At 71.0% G+C, this 15,869-nt stretch carries 13 protein-coding genes and 1 pseudogene; 7 read left to right on the forward strand and 7 right to left on the reverse strand.

Annotated features, from left to right (window positions below; all coding sequences use genetic code 11):
- The first annotated feature begins 159 nt into the window (after nucleotides 1–159).
- The 4 genes from ACIPY5_RS09305 (at nucleotide 160) to ACIPY5_RS09320 (ending at nucleotide 4,749) form a co-directional block, all read left to right on the forward strand.
- A complete protein-coding gene (locus ACIPY5_RS09305) occupies nucleotides 160–1,701 on the forward strand; it encodes a methyltransferase (RefSeq protein WP_400969555.1) in 1,542 nt (513 codons plus the stop codon).
- 143 nt (nucleotides 1,702–1,844) lie between these two features.
- Entirely contained in the window at nucleotides 1,845–2,900 is a 1,056-nt protein-coding gene (locus ACIPY5_RS09310; RefSeq protein ID WP_400969558.1) for an LLM class flavin-dependent oxidoreductase, read from the forward strand.
- A 66-nt stretch (nucleotides 2,901–2,966) separates the two neighbouring features.
- Entirely contained in the window at nucleotides 2,967–3,269 is a 303-nt protein-coding gene (locus tag ACIPY5_RS09315) for a hypothetical protein (protein ID WP_400969561.1), read from the forward strand.
- Nucleotides 3,270–3,306: 37 nt separating this feature from the next.
- Complete coding sequence (locus ACIPY5_RS09320) at nucleotides 3,307–4,749, forward strand: CCA tRNA nucleotidyltransferase (protein ID WP_400969564.1); 1,443 nt, start codon at nucleotides 3,307–3,309, stop codon at nucleotides 4,747–4,749.
- Nucleotides 4,750–4,752: 3 nt separating this feature from the next.
- Here the strand turns inward: ACIPY5_RS09320 and ACIPY5_RS09325 are convergent, their stop codons facing one another.
- The 3 genes and pseudogenes from ACIPY5_RS09325 to ACIPY5_RS09335 all read right to left on the reverse strand — a co-directional run.
- Nucleotides 4,753–4,899, reverse strand: coding sequence for a hypothetical protein (locus ACIPY5_RS09325; protein ID WP_400969567.1), 147 nt, complete (start codon nucleotides 4,897–4,899; stop codon nucleotides 4,753–4,755).
- Between the two features lie 3 nt (nucleotides 4,900–4,902).
- The gene (locus ACIPY5_RS09330) at nucleotides 4,903–6,006 is read right to left on the reverse strand and encodes a hypothetical protein (RefSeq protein WP_400969570.1); all 1,104 of its coding nucleotides are present in this window, start codon (nucleotides 6,004–6,006) and stop codon (nucleotides 4,903–4,905) included.
- A 146-nt stretch (nucleotides 6,007–6,152) separates the two neighbouring features.
- A pseudogene (locus ACIPY5_RS09335) lies at nucleotides 6,153–6,461 on the reverse strand (PadR family transcriptional regulator); the annotation flags it as partial.
- Between the two features lie 143 nt (nucleotides 6,462–6,604).
- Between ACIPY5_RS09335 and ACIPY5_RS09340 the strand changes: the two are divergent.
- The 3 genes from ACIPY5_RS09340 (at nucleotide 6,605) to ACIPY5_RS09350 (ending at nucleotide 10,096) form a co-directional block, all read left to right on the forward strand.
- Nucleotides 6,605–7,930, forward strand: coding sequence for a GAF domain-containing protein (locus ACIPY5_RS09340; protein ID WP_400969573.1), 1,326 nt, complete (start codon nucleotides 6,605–6,607; stop codon nucleotides 7,928–7,930).
- A gap of 153 nt (nucleotides 7,931–8,083) precedes the next feature.
- The gene (locus ACIPY5_RS09345) at nucleotides 8,084–9,634 is read left to right on the forward strand and encodes an aldehyde dehydrogenase family protein (protein ID WP_400969576.1); all 1,551 of its coding nucleotides are present in this window, start codon (nucleotides 8,084–8,086) and stop codon (nucleotides 9,632–9,634) included.
- 81 nt (nucleotides 9,635–9,715) lie between these two features.
- Nucleotides 9,716–10,096: a DUF779 domain-containing protein gene (locus ACIPY5_RS09350; protein ID WP_400969579.1), complete on the forward strand. Its 381-nt coding sequence runs from the start codon at nucleotides 9,716–9,718 to the stop codon at nucleotides 10,094–10,096.
- A 52-nt stretch (nucleotides 10,097–10,148) separates the two neighbouring features.
- Here the strand turns inward: ACIPY5_RS09350 and speB are convergent, their stop codons facing one another.
- From speB to ACIPY5_RS09370, 4 genes are read right to left on the reverse strand one after another with little or no spacing between them, the layout of a single operon-like run.
- Nucleotides 10,149–11,102, reverse strand: coding sequence for an agmatinase (gene speB / locus ACIPY5_RS09355; protein ID WP_400969582.1), 954 nt, complete (start codon nucleotides 11,100–11,102; stop codon nucleotides 10,149–10,151).
- On the reverse strand, nucleotides 11,099–12,739 hold the full coding sequence (locus ACIPY5_RS09360; protein ID WP_400969585.1) for a thiamine pyrophosphate-binding protein: 1,641 nt from the start codon (nucleotides 12,737–12,739) through the stop codon (nucleotides 11,099–11,101). Before ACIPY5_RS09360 ends, speB begins: the two co-directional genes overlap by 4 nt.
- A 12-nt stretch (nucleotides 12,740–12,751) precedes the next feature.
- Nucleotides 12,752–14,422, reverse strand: a complete 1,671-nt coding sequence (locus tag ACIPY5_RS09365; protein ID WP_400969588.1) for an amidohydrolase — start codon at nucleotides 14,420–14,422, stop codon at nucleotides 12,752–12,754.
- The gene (locus ACIPY5_RS09370; RefSeq protein WP_400969591.1) at nucleotides 14,419–15,741 is read right to left on the reverse strand and encodes an MFS transporter; all 1,323 of its coding nucleotides are present in this window, start codon (nucleotides 15,739–15,741) and stop codon (nucleotides 14,419–14,421) included. The genes ACIPY5_RS09365 and ACIPY5_RS09370 overlap by 4 nt, the downstream gene beginning before the upstream one ends.
- Nucleotides 15,742–15,869: the final 128 nt, after the last annotated feature.

Here is a 15,869-nt window from a genome sequence, read left to right on the forward strand (position 1 = left end):
CGGGGATCCGTCGGGCGCGGGGCGCGGGGGAGTGCCGGTGGAGTGCTGGCCCTGAGATTCTAGGCGGCGCGCCGTGCCGATCCCTGGAGGCGGGCAGGGTGCGCGGCATCCCTCCACCGCTGTCGCGTGTGCGCGCGGCGTCGCGCGTAGGCTGACGCCGTGGTCCGACACCTGCTGCCCCGCCCCGATTCCGTGCTCTGCGCGGCGCTCGCCGCCGATCTCGATGCCGCCGACCTGCGCTCGGAGCCGTTGCGTGCCGCGTGGGGCGCGGAGGCCGACGACGCCCTGGCCCGCGGCGTCCGCTCTCCGCTGCTGCGTGCGATCGAGGGCCGCACCGACGCCCTGGCCACGCTCGGGCGCCTGTTCGTGCTGGGCATGCCGCAGCCCGAGGCCGACGTCGCCGCAGCGCTCGCTCGTACCGGGCTGGAGGGCCTCGAGTCCCTGGGCCTCGGCTATCGCGAGGACGGGCGCGTGGTGCCGGCCGCCCTGATCCGACCCCAGTCGTTCGTCGACGCCGACGGTGTCGGGGAGTGGTGGATCGCGAGCGACCTCGACGAGCTCGCCCTGCACCACCTGGACGGGGGCGGCGCGCTGCCGCCCGACCACGTGCTGGGCGTCGGCGGCGCCTCCCGCACCCTCGCGTCGCTCGTCATGCCGGTCGAGGTCGAGCGCGCCCTGGACCTCGGTACGGGCTGCGGAATACAGGCGCTGCTCGTCGCGCGGCACGCCGGAACCGTCATCGCGACGGACATCTCCGCGCGCGCCCTCGCCTATGCCGAGCTCAACGCGATGCTCGCCGGCGTCCGCAACATCGAGTTCCGCCAGGGCAGCATGTTCGAGCCGGTGGCCGGGGAGAGCTTCGGGCTCATCGTGTCGAATCCGCCGTTCGTGATCACGCCGCGCGGCGCCGGCGTGCCCGAGTACGAGTATCGCGATGGCGGACTCGTGGGCGACGCGCTCGTCGAGGCGTTCGTCACGCAGGCTCCGGCTCATCTCGTCCCCGGCGGATCCGCGCAGCTCCTCGGCAACTGGGAGTCCCTCGGATCCGCGCGAGGGATCCGCCGTCTGGAGTCGTGGATCGCACCGGAGCTGGACGCCTGGGTCGTGCAGCGGGAGACGCTGTCGCCGCTCGGATATGCGGAGCTGTGGATCCGCGACGGCGGCACGACGCCCAGGGATGCCGCGTTCGAGCCGCTCCTGGATGCGTGGCTGGCGGACTTCGCCGCCCGCGGCGTGACCGAGATCGGGTTCGGGTACGTCCTGATCCGCAGACCTGCGGTTCTGGAGAGGGGCGAGACCGCCGCCGCGCCGCTCCGCCGGTTCGAGACGGTTCCGCAGCCGGTGACGAGCGTCGGCAGAGCGTTCCGCGACGGCCTCGCCGGGCACGACGCGCTCGCCGAGGGGATCCCGGACGTACTGCTGGTGGCCGCGGATGTGACCGAGGCCCGCCATCACATGCCGGGCCAGGAGGCGCCGAGTGTGATCGAGCTGCGCCAGGGCGGTGGTTTCGGGCGCACGATCTCGGTCGACCCCGCTCTCGCCGGCTTCGTGGGCGCGTGCGACGGCGATCTCAGCGTCACGCAGATCGCGGCCGCGCTCGCCGACCTCTTCGAGGTCCCCCTCGTCGACCTCTGGGCGGACCTCGAGCCGCGCCTGCGCGTCCTCGTCACGGACGGCTTCCTGATCCCCGCCGACCGATGACCCAGATCCGATGACCCAGATCCGCGAGACTCCAATTGGGCGACGAGACTGCGGTTCTGCAGTGCAGTCTCGTCGCGGAGTTGGAGTCTCGCGGATCGAGGAACCGGGGAATGTGAGGCACAGTCCATGCGTTTGAATGAATCATGAAGGCTTTCGGATTCCTGTCCTTCGGGCACTACGCGAACGTGCCCGGATCCGTCACCCGCACGGCCGGGGAGATGCTGCACCAGACCATCGAGATCGCGCAGGGCGCGGATGAGATCGGCGTGAACGGTGCCTACGTGCGCGTGCACCACTTCGCACGCCAGGCCGCCTCGCCCATGCCGTTGCTCTCCGCGATGGCCGCGACCACGAAGCGCATCGAGGTCGGCACCGGCGTGATCGACATGCGGTACGAGAACCCGCTGTACTTCGCGGAGGAGGCCGCCGCCCTCGACTTCATCGCCGACGGCCGGATCGCCCTCGGCGTGAGCCGCGGCTCACCCGAGACCGCGCTGCGCGGCTATGAGACGTTCGGCTACGTGGACGAGGAGGATCGCGAGCGCGGCAGCGTGCTCGCCCGCGACAAGTTCGACCTGTTCCTCGAGGCGATCGACGGCGCCGGCGTCGCGCCCGGCGATCCGCGGATGGTCGGCGAAGGCCGCTACCTCCCGGTCGAACCGCGCTCCGAGAGCCTGCGCGACCACATCTGGTGGGGATCCGGCTCCCGCGCGACCGCCGAGGAGACCGGCCGGAAGGGCCTCAACATGATGAGCTCGACGCTCGTCACGGAGGCGACCGGCCAGCCCTTCCACGAGCTGCAGCGCGAGCAGATCGACCTCTTCCGCGCCGCGTACAAGGACGCCGGCCACACCGGCACCCCCCGGGTGTCGGTGAGCCGCAGCGTGTTCCCGCTCATCAGCGATCAGGATCGGGCGTACTTCGGGCTGCGCAGCGAGGAGAACGGGGACCAGATCGGCGTGATCGACGGGTTCCGCTCCACGTTCGGCAAGACCTACGCGGCCGAGCCCGACGTGCTGATCTCGCAGCTGAAGCAGGACGAGGCCGTGATGGCGGCCGACACCCTCATGCTGACGATCCCGAACCAGCTCGGGCCCGAGTACAACCTGCACGTGCTGCAGGCCTTCGCCGAGCACGTGGCGCCGGCGCTCGGCTGGAAGCCGAACACCGAGGGCCCGGTGCAGGGCGACCCGGTCTGAGTCCAGGCGCAGGCCTCGAGGGGCGGGCATCACGACGATGCCCGCCCCTCGCCTACGCTGTCGGACATGACCGACTACTCGACCGAGGCGCAGGTGCGCCGCATCTCCGAGGAGTTCGCCCGCAAGCGCTCCCGCATGTTCGTGGCGTTCGCCTGCATCGAAGGTGCGCTGCTGGCGGGTGCGGTCATCGTGATCTATGTCCTGAACCTCGTCGATCCCGACGTCGGCGTCTGGATCCTCGTGGCGCTCGCGCTGATCGGATCGCTGGTCCTCAGCACCGCGATCGTGCGGCAGATCAAGGCCCAGCAGCAGGCGATCCGGGATGCGGGCGGCACGCCGTTCCCCGGCTCGACCGGCCCGACCTTCTGACGTATCGGGGCGAGCCCGCCCCGGTACCCTTGAGACCATGCTCAACATGGCCGATTCTCTCGCGCGCCTGGGCGCCCTCGCCGAGAATCCGGTCGTGCGGACCCTGGCCACGGCGTTCGCCGACGCCGGGTTCGACCTCGCCGTGGTGGGCGGTCCGGTGCGCGACGCGCTGCTCGGCCGTCCCACGCACGACCTCGACTTCACCACGAACGCGCGTCCCGACGACATCCTCCGCATCGTCACGCCGATCTCGACCACGCAGTGGGACATCGGGCGCGAGTTCGGCACGATCGGCGCCAGGGTGCCGTCGCCCGATGGTCCCGCCGAACAGGTCGAGATCACGACCTATCGCGCCGACGCCTACGACGGCGTGACCCGCAAGCCCGTCGTCTCGTTCGGCGATGACATCCACGGCGACCTCGTGCGCCGCGACTTCACGGTCAACGCCATGGCGTTCCTGGTGCCGCAGCAGAAGCTCGTGGATCCGACCGGGGGAGTGGAGGATCTGCTCGCGGGCCTCCTGCGCACCCCGACCGCTCCGGAGGTGAGCTTCGGCGACGATCCGCTGCGCATGCTGCGAGCCGCCCGCTTCAGCGCGCAGCTCGGCTTCCGCATCGAGGACGCCACGCTGGCCGCGATGGCCGAGCTGCGGTCGACGCTGAGCATCGTGAGCCCGGAGCGCATCCAATCGGAGCTGATCCGCCTGCTGCAGTCCGACGATCCGGTGCGCGGGATCCGCGTGCTCGTCGAGACCGGACTCGTCGACGAGTTCCTGCCCGAGGTGAGCGCGCTCCGACTCGAGATCGACGAGCACCACCATCACAAGGACGTCTACGAGCACTCCCTGACCGCGCTCGAGCAGGCGATCGCGCTTGAGCACGCCCGCCACCCGGACGAGCCGGCGGATGCCGTGCTGCGTCTGGCGGTGCTGCTGCACGACATCGGCAAGCCGCGCACCCGCAAGCTCGAGCCGGGGGGCGTCGTGAGCTTCCACCACCACGACGTGGTGGGATCCCGGCTGGCACGCAAGAGACTGCAGGCCCTGCGGTTCGACAAGGAGTCGACCGACGCGGTGGCGAAGCTCATCGAGCTGCACCTGCGCTTCTTCGGCTACGCCGAGGGCGCGTGGACCGACTCGGCCGTCCGCCGGTATGTCCGCGACGCCGGCGACCAGCTCGAACGGCTGCACATCCTCACGCGCGCCGATGTCACCACGCGCAACAAGCGCAAGGCCGGTCGCCTCGCCGCGGCCTACGACGACATCGAGGCGCGGATCGCGACCCTGCGCGAGCAGGAGGAGATCGACGCGATCCGCCCCGAGCTCGACGGCAACGACGTGCAGCGCATCCTCGGCATCGCCCCGGGTCGAGAGGTGGGCGAGGCGTACCGGTACCTGCTCGAGCTGCGCCTCGACGAGGGCCTCATCGGCCCCGAGGCCGCCGAGCAGCGCCTGCGCGACTGGTGGGCAGCGCGCGGCTGAGGCTCAGCGCAGCCCGGGGATCCGCGGATCCCGGTCCGCCGCGACCGGTCCGTCTTCCTCCCGGTCGCGGGCCTCGCCGGGGTGCTCGCCGCGCAGCGCGGCCTCCACGAGGTGGGTGAGATCGATCGAGACGATCCGCGGCGCGGCCATCGCTCAACCCGCCGGGGTGGGGGTCGGGGTCGGCGCGGCCACGGACGGCTGCGGGGTCGGGGTTGCGGTGCCGGACGTCGCGGGGTTCGTCGCCCCGGGCGAAGGTTCGGGTATCGCGATCATCCGAGCGGGAGCTCGCAGGAACGGCGGCTTCGCATCCACATAATCCCCGATGGTGTCCGCCGCGCCCGAGGGCTCGTACTGCGCGACATGCAGCGGATAGATGTTCCAGATCGGGCGGCCCTGGTTGTCGCGGAACGGCACCGTGACCATGTCGGCGGACTGCCAGGGGCCATTGACGCCGTTGCTGAGGTCGGCGCTGTCGGATCCGTACAGGTTCACCGGGGTCCCCTTGTCGGTGTAGAGCTGCGCACCGGTGATGGGGTTCCCGTCCCGGTCGTAGACGAAAAGGTTGCCGATCTGGGCGCCATCCAGGAGGAGGCCGCGTGGGGCCTCATACGAGTAGTCGCGCACGCTGGTCGAGTTGACGACGATCGTGGTGAAGTACCCGAAGAGTGCGGGCATCGCGAGGAGCGCGATGATGCTCGCGACGACCCGGACGTGCCGCAGCCAGTTCTTGGGGAGCCAACGTCCACGCCCCCACTGCACGCTGACGAGCGCGAACAGGACGACCAGTGCCCAGGTGTACACCTGGGCCGGCATGCCGGAGTATCCGGTGAGCGTTCGGGGACCGAGACCTGCGGGGAGGAGGACCAGCGCGGCCAGCACCAGGCCGCGCAGCACCCACCACACCGGGCGCAAGGCGATCAGCAGATCCAGCAGCCAGGCGCCGAACGCCGAGGATCGGATCCGCCCCGCTGCTCGCCCCGCCCTCGCGGCGATGCGCTCGTGCCATGGCGTCTTCGTCTCCGCGGCGAGCGGGCCGCGCTCCGGCAGACCTGCCGCCGAACGCAGCTCCTCGGCGTACGCAGCCGGATCGCCCAGCTCGATCGCGCCGTCATGATCGGCGGCCTGATCGGTGAGGTCTCCGACGAGGCCCTCGACGAGGTCGTCGACCTCGTCGGCGGGCAGGTCCGCGAGCTGGGCGCGGACGGCGTCGGCGAACGCGCGGATCCGTTCCGCGGCCGTCAGGGTGGTCTCGTTCATCGCTGCGCTCCTTCGGAGAGGATCCCGGTGGGTTCGGCGGGGGGATGGAACAGGGCGGGTGCTGCGGCGCCGGAGGCCGCGTCGGATCCGGGCGGAGCGGCGTCCGCGAGAGGGGCGGCAGCGGCGGAGGGCGGGACGTGCGGGGCGAGCAGGCCGGACATCGCCACGGCGAAGTGCGACCACGTCGCGATCTGCTCGTCGAGCATGTGCTTGCCCTGCCCGGTGATCGCGTAGTACTTGCGGTGCGGCCCGCCGTCGGAGGGCACCACATAGCTCGAGAGCGCTCCGCCCGAATAGAGGCGGCGCAGCGTCCCGTAGACCGAAGCGTCGCCGACGTCGCCGATCCCGGCGTCGCGGAGGCGCCGCACGATGTCGTAGCCGTATCCGTCCTCATCGCGCACGACGGCGAGCACTGCGAGATCCAGCACGCCCTTGAGCAGCTGCGTCGTATCCATTCCGCCTCCTCCGCCACGGCCCCGTGGCTGCGTCGCTCCGCACACTACCACGTGAAGCGCAGTAGTGCCGAGAGCGGCACAGTCGGGGAGCGGAATCGCGGTCGTACACTGGACCCACTCCGTCGCCGATGATCGGAGACCCTGTGTCCTCTGGCTGGCAGCCCTCTCGCGACCACGCGCCTGCGGCGTCGCGCCTGCTCATCGAGCGTGCGCACGAGGAGCTCGTCGCGGGCAACATCGACGACGGCCGGCTGCAGAACGTGCGCTCGCTCGTGCGGGAGTCGTGGGAGAGGTCCTGGCGCCAGCGGGTCGGTGCGGAAGGTCTCCCGCCGCTCGACTTCACCGCGGACGCCCTCGACGCCTATCGGCGCGCGCATCCGCTCGCGGGTGCGATGGACACGATCCGCGCCCTGCTGCTGCCCGGTTCCGTCGACGATGCGGGCGTCATCGTCGCGGTCGGCGACCACGCGGGGCGGCTGCTCTGGGTCGAGGGCGATCTGAACCAGCGGATCCTGTCCGGCGAGATGGGCTTCGTCGAGGGCGCGAACTGGTCGGAGCGCGCGGTGGGCACCTCCGCTCCCGGCACCGCGCTCGAGCTGGGCGCCTCCGTGCAGATCCACGGCGCCGAGCACTACAACCGACTCGTGCAGCCGTGGTCGTGCACCGCCGCACCCGTGTTCGATCCGGAGGACCGTCGCATCCTGGGCGTGATCGACGTGACGGGCGGGGCCGAGGCGGCGAGCCCGCAGGCGCGCATGCTGGTCGACGCCACGGCTCGCGCCGTCGAGGCCGAGCTGCTCGTGGCGCGGCTGCGGGCCAGGGCCGAGCCGGCCGCCCTCGCCCCGGCCCCACGGCGTCGCCCTGTACCCGAACGTGCGGCCCTGCGGGTGCTGGGCAGGGATCGGGCCAGACTCGAGGTCTCTTCGGGCGATGGTGAACGGTCCGTCGCGCTCAGCGCGCGGCATGCCGAGATCCTGCTGCTGCTCGCCGTGCACCGGCAGGGTCTGTCGGTCGAGCGCCTCGCCGAGCTGGTCTACGGCGAGGGATCCTCGGCCGACACGCTGCGGCCGGAGATGGTGCGCCTGCGGAAGGCGCTGGAGCGGATCTGGCCCGCACTCGTGCCCGAGTCGCGCCCCTACCGCCTGCCGGTGCCGTTGGAGACCGACGCGCAGGACGTGCTGTCGTTGCTCGACCGCGGGGCGCACCGCGTGGCGCTCTCCGCCTACCGCGGCCCCGTGCTGCCCGACTCGACCGCCCCCGGGGTGGAGGAGTACCGCGAGACCGTGCGCTCGACCCTGCGCGAGACGATGCGCACCGAGGCGAGCGTCGACGTGCTGCTGTCGTACGCGGAGATCCCCGAGGGATCCGAGGACGCCGAGATCCTGCGGCTCTGCCTGGAGCTCCTGCCCGCGCGCTCGCCGAAGCGGGCGGGCCTGGTCGGCCGGATCGAGCGCCTGGAGCAGGCCTGACCCTCGGGTCGCGACGTCGCCCCGACCCCGAGAGGGGCAGCGTCTGCAACCCGTTGCAACGTGACGCACCGGGGTGCAACCTCCGCGCGCCTACCGTCGAGGCACACATCCACCCGCGCGGCGATGCGGCCGCGGAACGTCGAAGGAGACGCGATGACCATCATCGAGGAGAGCGTGTCGACCGCCTATGCAGCCCCGGGGCAGCCGGGCGCGCTCGCGAACTACCGCCCGCGTTACGGGCACTACATCGGCGGCGAGTTCGTCGAACCCGTCAAGGGGCAGTACTTCGAGAACATCAGCCCCGTCAACGGCAAGCCGTTCACCGAGGTCGGACGCGGCACGAGCGAGGACATCGACCGCGCCGTCGACGTCGCCTGGCAGGCGTTCGCGAGCTGGGGCAAGACCAGCCCGACGGAGCGCGCCAACGTCTTGAACCGGATCGCCGACCGGATCGAGCAGAACCTCGAGGCGATCGCGATCGCCGAGACCTGGGAGAACGGCAAGCCCGTGCGCGAGACGCTCGCGGCCGACATCCCGCTCGCCGTCGATCACTTCCGCTACTTCGCCGGCGTGCTGCGCGCGCAGGAGGGCGGGATCAGCCAGCTCGACGAGAACACCGTCGCCTACCACTTCCACGAGCCGCTCGGCGTGGTCGGTCAGATCATCCCCTGGAACTTCCCGCTGCTCATGGCGACGTGGAAGCTCGCCCCGGCGCTCGCCGCGGGCAACTGCGTGGTGATCAAGCCGGCCGAGCAGACGCCCGCGTCGATCCTGTTCCTGTTCGAGATCATCGGCGACCTGCTGCCCGCCGGCGTCGTGAACATCGTCAACGGCTTCGGCATCGAGGCCGGAGCTCCCCTGGCGCAGCACAGGAGGATCCGGAAGGTCGCCTTCACCGGCGAGACCACGACGGGCCGCCTGATCATGCAGTACGCCTCGCAGAACCTCATCCCCGTCACGCTCGAACTCGGAGGCAAGAGTCCGAACGTCTTCTTCGAGGACGTCGCGAGCTCGACCGCCGACCCGTACTACGACAAGGCGCTCGAGGGCTTCACGATGTTCGCGCTGAACCAGGGCGAGGTGTGCACCTGCCCGTCGCGCGCGCTCATCCAGCGCTCGATTTACGACGGCCTCCTCGCCGACGGCCTGGAGCGCGTGAAGAAGGTCGTACAGGGCAACCCGCTGGATCTCACCACGATGATCGGCGCACAGGCGTCGAACGACCAGCTCGAGAAGATCCTCAGCTACATCGACATCGGGAAGCAGGGCGGCGCGAAGCTCCTCACGGGAGGAGAGCGGGTCGACCTGGGCGGCGACCTCAGCGAGGGGTACTACGTCGCCCCGACCGTGTTCGAGGGCACCAACGACATGCGGATCTTCCAGGAGGAGATCTTCGGACCGGTGCTGTCGGTCACGAGCTTCTCCGACTTCGATGACGCGATCTCGATCGCGAACGACACGCTCTACGGGCTCGGCGCCGGAGTGTGGAGCCGCAGCGGTGACACGGCCTACCGGGCCGGCCGTGCGATCGAAGCGGGTCGCGTCTGGACCAACACCTACCACCAGTACCCGGCGCACGCCGCGTTCGGCGGGTACAAGCAGTCGGGCGTGGGCCGTGAGAACCACAAGATGATGCTCGACCACTACCAGCAGACGAAGAACCTCCTCGTCTCCTATGCCGAAGGGCCGATGGGCTTCTTCTGATCCGGATCCGTCCCCCCACCGGTCGTTGAGCGAGTCGAAGCGTCGCTCAACGACCGGTGGGGCATACGAGAGGAGCGGGTGATGCCCGAGTTCCACCGCGTCGACGTCTCGGCGGAAGCGGCGGCGCTGCTGCGCACGCTCACCGCGCAGCACGGTCCGCTGATGTTCCATCAGTCCGGGGGCTGCTGCGACGGCTCCGCACCCATGTGCTATCCGGTCGGGATGTTCCTGACCGGATCCGGCGACGTGCTGCTGGGCGACCTCGAGATCGGTCTCGACGAGACGGTGCCGGTCTACATGTCCGGGTCGCAGTTCGAGTACTGGAAGTACACGCACCTCACGATCGACGTCGTCGACGGGCGCGGATCCGGCTTCAGCGTCGAGTCGCCGACCGGCAAGAGGTTCCTGACCCGCTCGCGGATGCTCGATCAGGCCGAGCTGGAGCACTTCGCCCTGGCCTGAACGGATCAGGGGCCGCCGTCGAAACGACGGACGGCCCCCGATACCGCGGAAGTCAGCGGGTGCGGTCGATCTGCATCGCCAGCAGGGTGATGAGCTCGTAGACGACGTGGCTCGCCGCGATACCAGTCATCTGCGCGTGGTCGTAGGCGGGCGAGACCTCGACGACGTCCGCGCCCACGATGTTCGTGTCGCGCAGGCTCCGCAGGATCCGGAGCAGCTCACGGCTGGTGAGGCCGCCGGCCTCCGGCGTCCCGGTACCCGGCGCATGCGCGGGGTCGAGCACGTCGATGTCGATCGAGACGTACAGCGGTGCGTCGCCGATGCGGGTCAGGATCCGCTCGATCGCGGCCTCGACGCCGTGCTCCTCGATCGCCTCGCTGGTCACGATCGAGAATCCGAGGCGGGCGTCGTCCTCGAGGTCGCTCTTGTCGTAGAGCGGGCCGCGCGTGCCGACGTGGCAGCTCGCGGTCATGTCGATGAGGCCTTCCTCGCTCGCGCGGCGGAACGGGGTGCCGTGCGTGATGGGCGCGCCGAAGTAGGTGTCCCAGGTGTCCAGGTGCGCGTCGAAGTGCAGCACGGCGACCGGCCCGTGCGTGCGGGCGACCGAGCGCAGCAGCGGCAGCGCGAGGGTGTGGTCCCCGCCGATCGTGACGATGCGGGATGCACGCTCGCGGAGGGCGGTCACCGCCCGGTCGGTCTCCTCGACGGCCTCGGTGATGTCGAACGGGTTGAGGGCGATGTCGCCCGCATCGACGACTTGGGTGCGCGCGAAGGGGGAGAAGTCCTGGGCCGGGTTGTACGGGCGCAGCAGACGCGAGGACTCGCGCACGTGCGAGGGACCGAACCGCGTGCCGGGGCGGTAGCTCACGCCCGAGTCGAACGGGGCCCCCACCACGGCGATGTCGGCGCGCTCGACCTCCTCCAGCCGCGGCAGGCGGGCGAAGGTTGCGAAGCCCGCATAGCGGGGGGTGAGGGAGGCATCGACGGGGCCGATCGGAGTGGTCATGCACGGTCCTTCTGTTCTTCCGGGGAATGGGACGGGGCGGGCTGCACGACGTGCACGAGCCGGACGCCGCCGGCGGCGATCGCGGCGCGGATCGCGGGGGCGAGGTCGTCGCCGGCGGCGACCCGTTCGCCCTGGGCGCCGAAGGCCCGCGCCAAGGCGGCCCAGTCCGGCTGCACGAGGTCGACCCCCACCGGGGTCATCCCGCGATCCACCTCGTTCTGGCGGATCTCTGCGTAGCCGCCGTTGTCGACGCACACGATCGTCAGGTCGAGGCGCTGCTCGACCGCCGTCACGATCTCGTTGACGGCGAACATGAGCGCGCCGTCGCCGACGACCGCCACGATGGGGCGCTCCGGCTGTGCGACGCGAGCGCCGATCGCCGCGGGGAGGCCGTACCCGAGCGTCGCGTACGTGGGCGTGTAGAGGAGCGCGTGCGGGCCGGAGCGGCGGAGCACGTTCGCGAGCGCGAGGTAGACGATCTGCGACGAATCGCCCGCGACGATCGCGTCGTCGGGCAGCGCCGCGGCGATCTCCTCGGCGAGGGCGACGGTCGTCGGAGCGGCGTCCCGGATCTCCCGGAGGATCTCGGCACGGACGACGTCGAGCGCAGGCGTGCGCGGCGCGACGGGAGGCAGGGCGTCCAGGATCCGCTCGAGGACCGCGCGGGCGTCGCCGCGGATCCCGACCGCGGGGTCCAGGTTCTTCGCGAGCTGCGCCGCAGCGATGTCCACCCGCACCACGGCGCCGCGCGCCTCCAGCCGCGGCGCCCACAGCTCGGCCTCGCCGAGCTTGGATCCCACGACCAGGAGCACGTCGGCGTCTTCGGCGACCGCGCGGGCCGCCGCGAGGCGCAGGTTCGCGCCGAGCGCCAGTGGATGGTGCTCGTCGACCGCGCCCTTGCCGTTGAGAGTGGTGAGCACGGGGGCGCCGAGGCGTTCGGCGAGAGCGGTGAGCGCAGCGGCGGCACGGGTCGCACCACCGCCCGCGACGATGACCGGCCGCTGCGCCGCCCCGAGCAGGGCGGCGGCTTCGGCGACCGCCTCCGCGTCTCCGCCGTCGGCGGCGGGAAGGGGACGGGGCAGGCGGTCCGCCGCGGGAACGCCGGCCGGAGCTTCGAGCACGTCCAGCGGAACCTCGATGTGCACGGGCCGCGGGCGTCCGGTGCGGAACAGTGCGAACGCGTCGTGCACGGCTGCGACCGCCTCCGCGGCCGAGCCGACGCGGCGCGACCACTCGGCGATCGCGCCGACCATCGCGGAAGCGTCCTTGGTCTCGTGCAGGGTGCCGACATCGGCGAACTCCGCACCGCGGGCGACGCCGGGGGAGAGCACGATCAGCGGACGCGACTCGCAGAACGCCGTTCCCACGGCGCTCATCGCGTTCTGCAGTCCGGGACCGGAGGTGGTGATCACGACGCCGGGGAGTCCGGTCTGCTGCGCCCAGCCATCGGCGCCGTAGCCGGATCCCTGCTCGTGCCGGTTCGTCACGACCCGGAACCCCAGGTCGGCGAGCGGGCGGTAGAACTCCAGGTTGTGCGTGCCGGGGATCCCGAACACGGCGCTCACCCCGTAGCCGCGGATCGTCTCCAGGACGGCGCGGCCGGCGGTGTCGGCGTACGGGTCGGTCTCGTTCGTCATCTGTTCGTCCCCTCAGGCCGCGCGGTGCCGCGGCTCGCCGTCGACCCAGGTCTCGAGCACCCGGATGCGACCGATCCGCTCGGGATCCGCCTCGAGCACATCCTCGTCCAGCACGACGAAGTCGGCGAGCTTGCCGACCTCGAGGCTGCCCAGGTCGTCCTCGCGGCCGAGCGAGACGGCGCCCTCGATCGTGTGCGCGCGCAGGGCGGAGAGGGCCGAGATCCGCAGGTCGTCCGGACCGAGGCGGTGGCCGCGGCGGGTGACCCTGGTCACGGCCGCCTGGATCGCCTCGAGCGGGATCGGGTCGGCGACGGGGGCGTCGGACGAGATCGTGACCGGAACCCCGGCACGTTCGAACTCGCCCAGCGGGTTGAAGCGCTCGCCGGGTGTTCCGATCGCCTCCTCGACGCCCTCGCCCCAGTTGTAATAGTGCTGGGGCTGATTGACCGGGCGGATCCCGGCCGTCGCCATGCGCGCGATCTGCGCGGGGGTGGGCAGCCCGCAGTGCTCGATCCGGTGACGCGCGTCGTCGTCGGGATGCTCCGCGAGGGCGGCCTCGATCGCCGAGACGACCATCTCGATCGCCGTGGGCGACTGGGCGTGCGTCGCGGTCTGCAGCCCGGCCGCGTGCGCGCGCCGGATGAGCGCGGCGTACTCGGCGGGCTCGTGGTACAGCTGCCCGGTGCGGCAGGGGTCGCCCACATAGCCGTCGGGGAAGTACGCGGTCCAGCCGCCGAGGGTGCCGTCGGCGTAGAACTTGATGCCGGCGAAGCTGAGGTGGGCGTTGCCGAACTGGCCGACGAGCCCCATCTCCAGCGCCTCGTCGAGCAGGTGCGAGAGCAGGTACATCGACACCCGCAGCGGCAGCCGTCCGGCCTGCGCGAGTCGCAGGTACATGTCGAACTCGCGGCGGCTCACCTGCGCGTCGCCGATCGCGGTGACGCCGCCCGCGAGGAAGCGGGAGGTCGCGACGTCGAGCTGACGCAGGTGCTCCTCCGGCTCATCCGCGAGGTGGAAGTTGGGGCCGTGGTGGCCGACCTTCACGCCGTGCACGCCGGTGAGGATGTTGCAGGCCGCGTCCGAGAGCTCGCCGGTGAGCTCGCCATCGGCGTCGCGGAAGAACTCGCCGCCCGCGGGGTTCGGCGTGCCGCGGTCGATCCCGCTGCGCTCCAGCGTGTAGGAGTTCACGACCCCGCCGTGCCCGGAGGCGTTCATGAGATACACCTCGCGGTCGGTCGCGACCTGGTCGAGCTCGAACCGGGTAGGGTGGCGCTGCTCGGCGAGGTTGCGGTGCTCGTAGCCGTAGCCGCGCACCGGGCGCCCCGCAGGGAGCGCGGCGGCCGCCTCCTGCAGCAGCGCGACGATCTCGGGGATGCTCCCGGCCTTCTCCGGGCCGCAGTCCACCCACGTCATCATCTGGCCGTACATGAGGGGATGCGCGTGCGCATCGATGAAGCCCGGTACGACCGTGGCTTCGCCGAGGTCGACCCGCTCCGGCGTCAGCCCGGCACCCTCGGCCGCGGCCGCGCACTCGGCGGGCGAGCCGGTGGCGAGGATCCGCCCGCGATCGACGAGCATCGCCGTCACGGTCGTGGCGGAGGGGTCGAGCAGGTGGATCGCGCGGGCGAGGACGAGCCGGGGGGTCGTCTGGCGGGACTGGTCGAAGGGGACGAGCTTTCTCATGGCAGCCTGTTCGCGGTGGTGTCGGTGCGGGCGGTGAAGGAGGACGTGACGGGGGCCTCGTCGGAGTGCTGGGGAGCCAGCCTGGTGCAGATGCCGGCGAGCACGGCCATGCCGACGAACATCGCGATGACGGACCAGATGCTGCCCGTCCAGGCGACGAGCTGGGTCGCGAACCACGGGGAGAACCCGGCCCAGACCGCCGCGCCGACGCCGTAGGAGAGCGCGATCGACGTGTAGCGCGCCTGCGGGCGGAACATCTGCGCGAGGATCGCGGCGATCGGCGCATAGGTCGCGCTCATCGCGATGCGCACGAGCGAGGCGAAGAGGAAGATGAGCGGCTCGACCCGGCCCGGCATGAGCAGCAGGAACGGCGTGAAGGTCAGCACGGAGGTGAGCAGGCCGATGTACATGACGTTCTTGCGGCCCCACTTGTCGCCGAGCCACGCGACCGGAAGCGTCACCACGAACTCCACGAAGGAGGCGATGGTCATCGCGTCGAGGATCACCTGCTCGCTGATCGAGATCGGCGCCCCCGTCGCGTAGGCGGTCGCGAAGGTCGTGGCCAGGTAGTACCCGCCCGTCGAGATCGGCAGGATGCCGATGCCGAGCAGGATCGGACGCCAGTTGGCGCGGAGCGCGAAGGCGAGCGGCATCGACTGCTTGCGGCCCTCGATCTTCTCCTCGAAGACGGGCGACTCCTCGACGCGGTAGCGCACCCAGAGACCGACGGCGATGAGCACGATCGAGAGCAGGAAGGGGATCCGCCACCCGCCGTTGCGGATGAAGTCGTCTCCACCGCGCGACATGATCGCGAAGATGCCGGAGGCGAGCAGGGCGCCGGCCGGGTTGCCGAGCTGGGTGAAGCCGCCGTAGAACGTCTTCGACTTCTCCGGCGCGTGCTCGACGCTCATGAGCACGGCGCCGCCCCACTCGCCGCCGACCGCGAGTCCCTGGAGCGCACGCAGCAGGATCAGCAGGATCGGGGCGAGGATGCCCACGTTCTCGTAGGTGGGCAGGCACCCGACGAGCACGGTCGAGGCGCCCATGAGCAGCAGGGTGATGACGAGCGAGACCCGACGGCCGAGCTTGTCGCCGATGTGGCCGAACAGGATCCCGCCGATGGGGCGGACGAGGAAGGCCACGGCGAAGGTGGCGAATGCCGCCGAGGTCTCCGCGAGCGGATCCTTGCTGGGGAAGAACAGCGGGCCGAACACGAGGGCGGCCGCCGTGGCGTAGACGTAGAAGTCGTACCACTCGATCGTGGTGCCGACGAAGGCCGCGAGCCCGGCGCGCCGGGCCTTTGCGTGGGTGGAGGTCATGCCCGCTCCTTTGCGGTGTCAGGGATGCGAAGGATGCTAGGGCCGGATCTGCACCTGCGCAATGTCAAAAGTTGCGTGCGAATGGACCCCGACTGAAGTAATGTTCGCGAGAGTTCGCATCCTGATTC

The organism is Microbacterium sp. NPDC089698 (assembly GCF_044749045.1).
GTDB lineage: Bacteria > Actinomycetota > Actinomycetes > Actinomycetales > Microbacteriaceae > Microbacterium.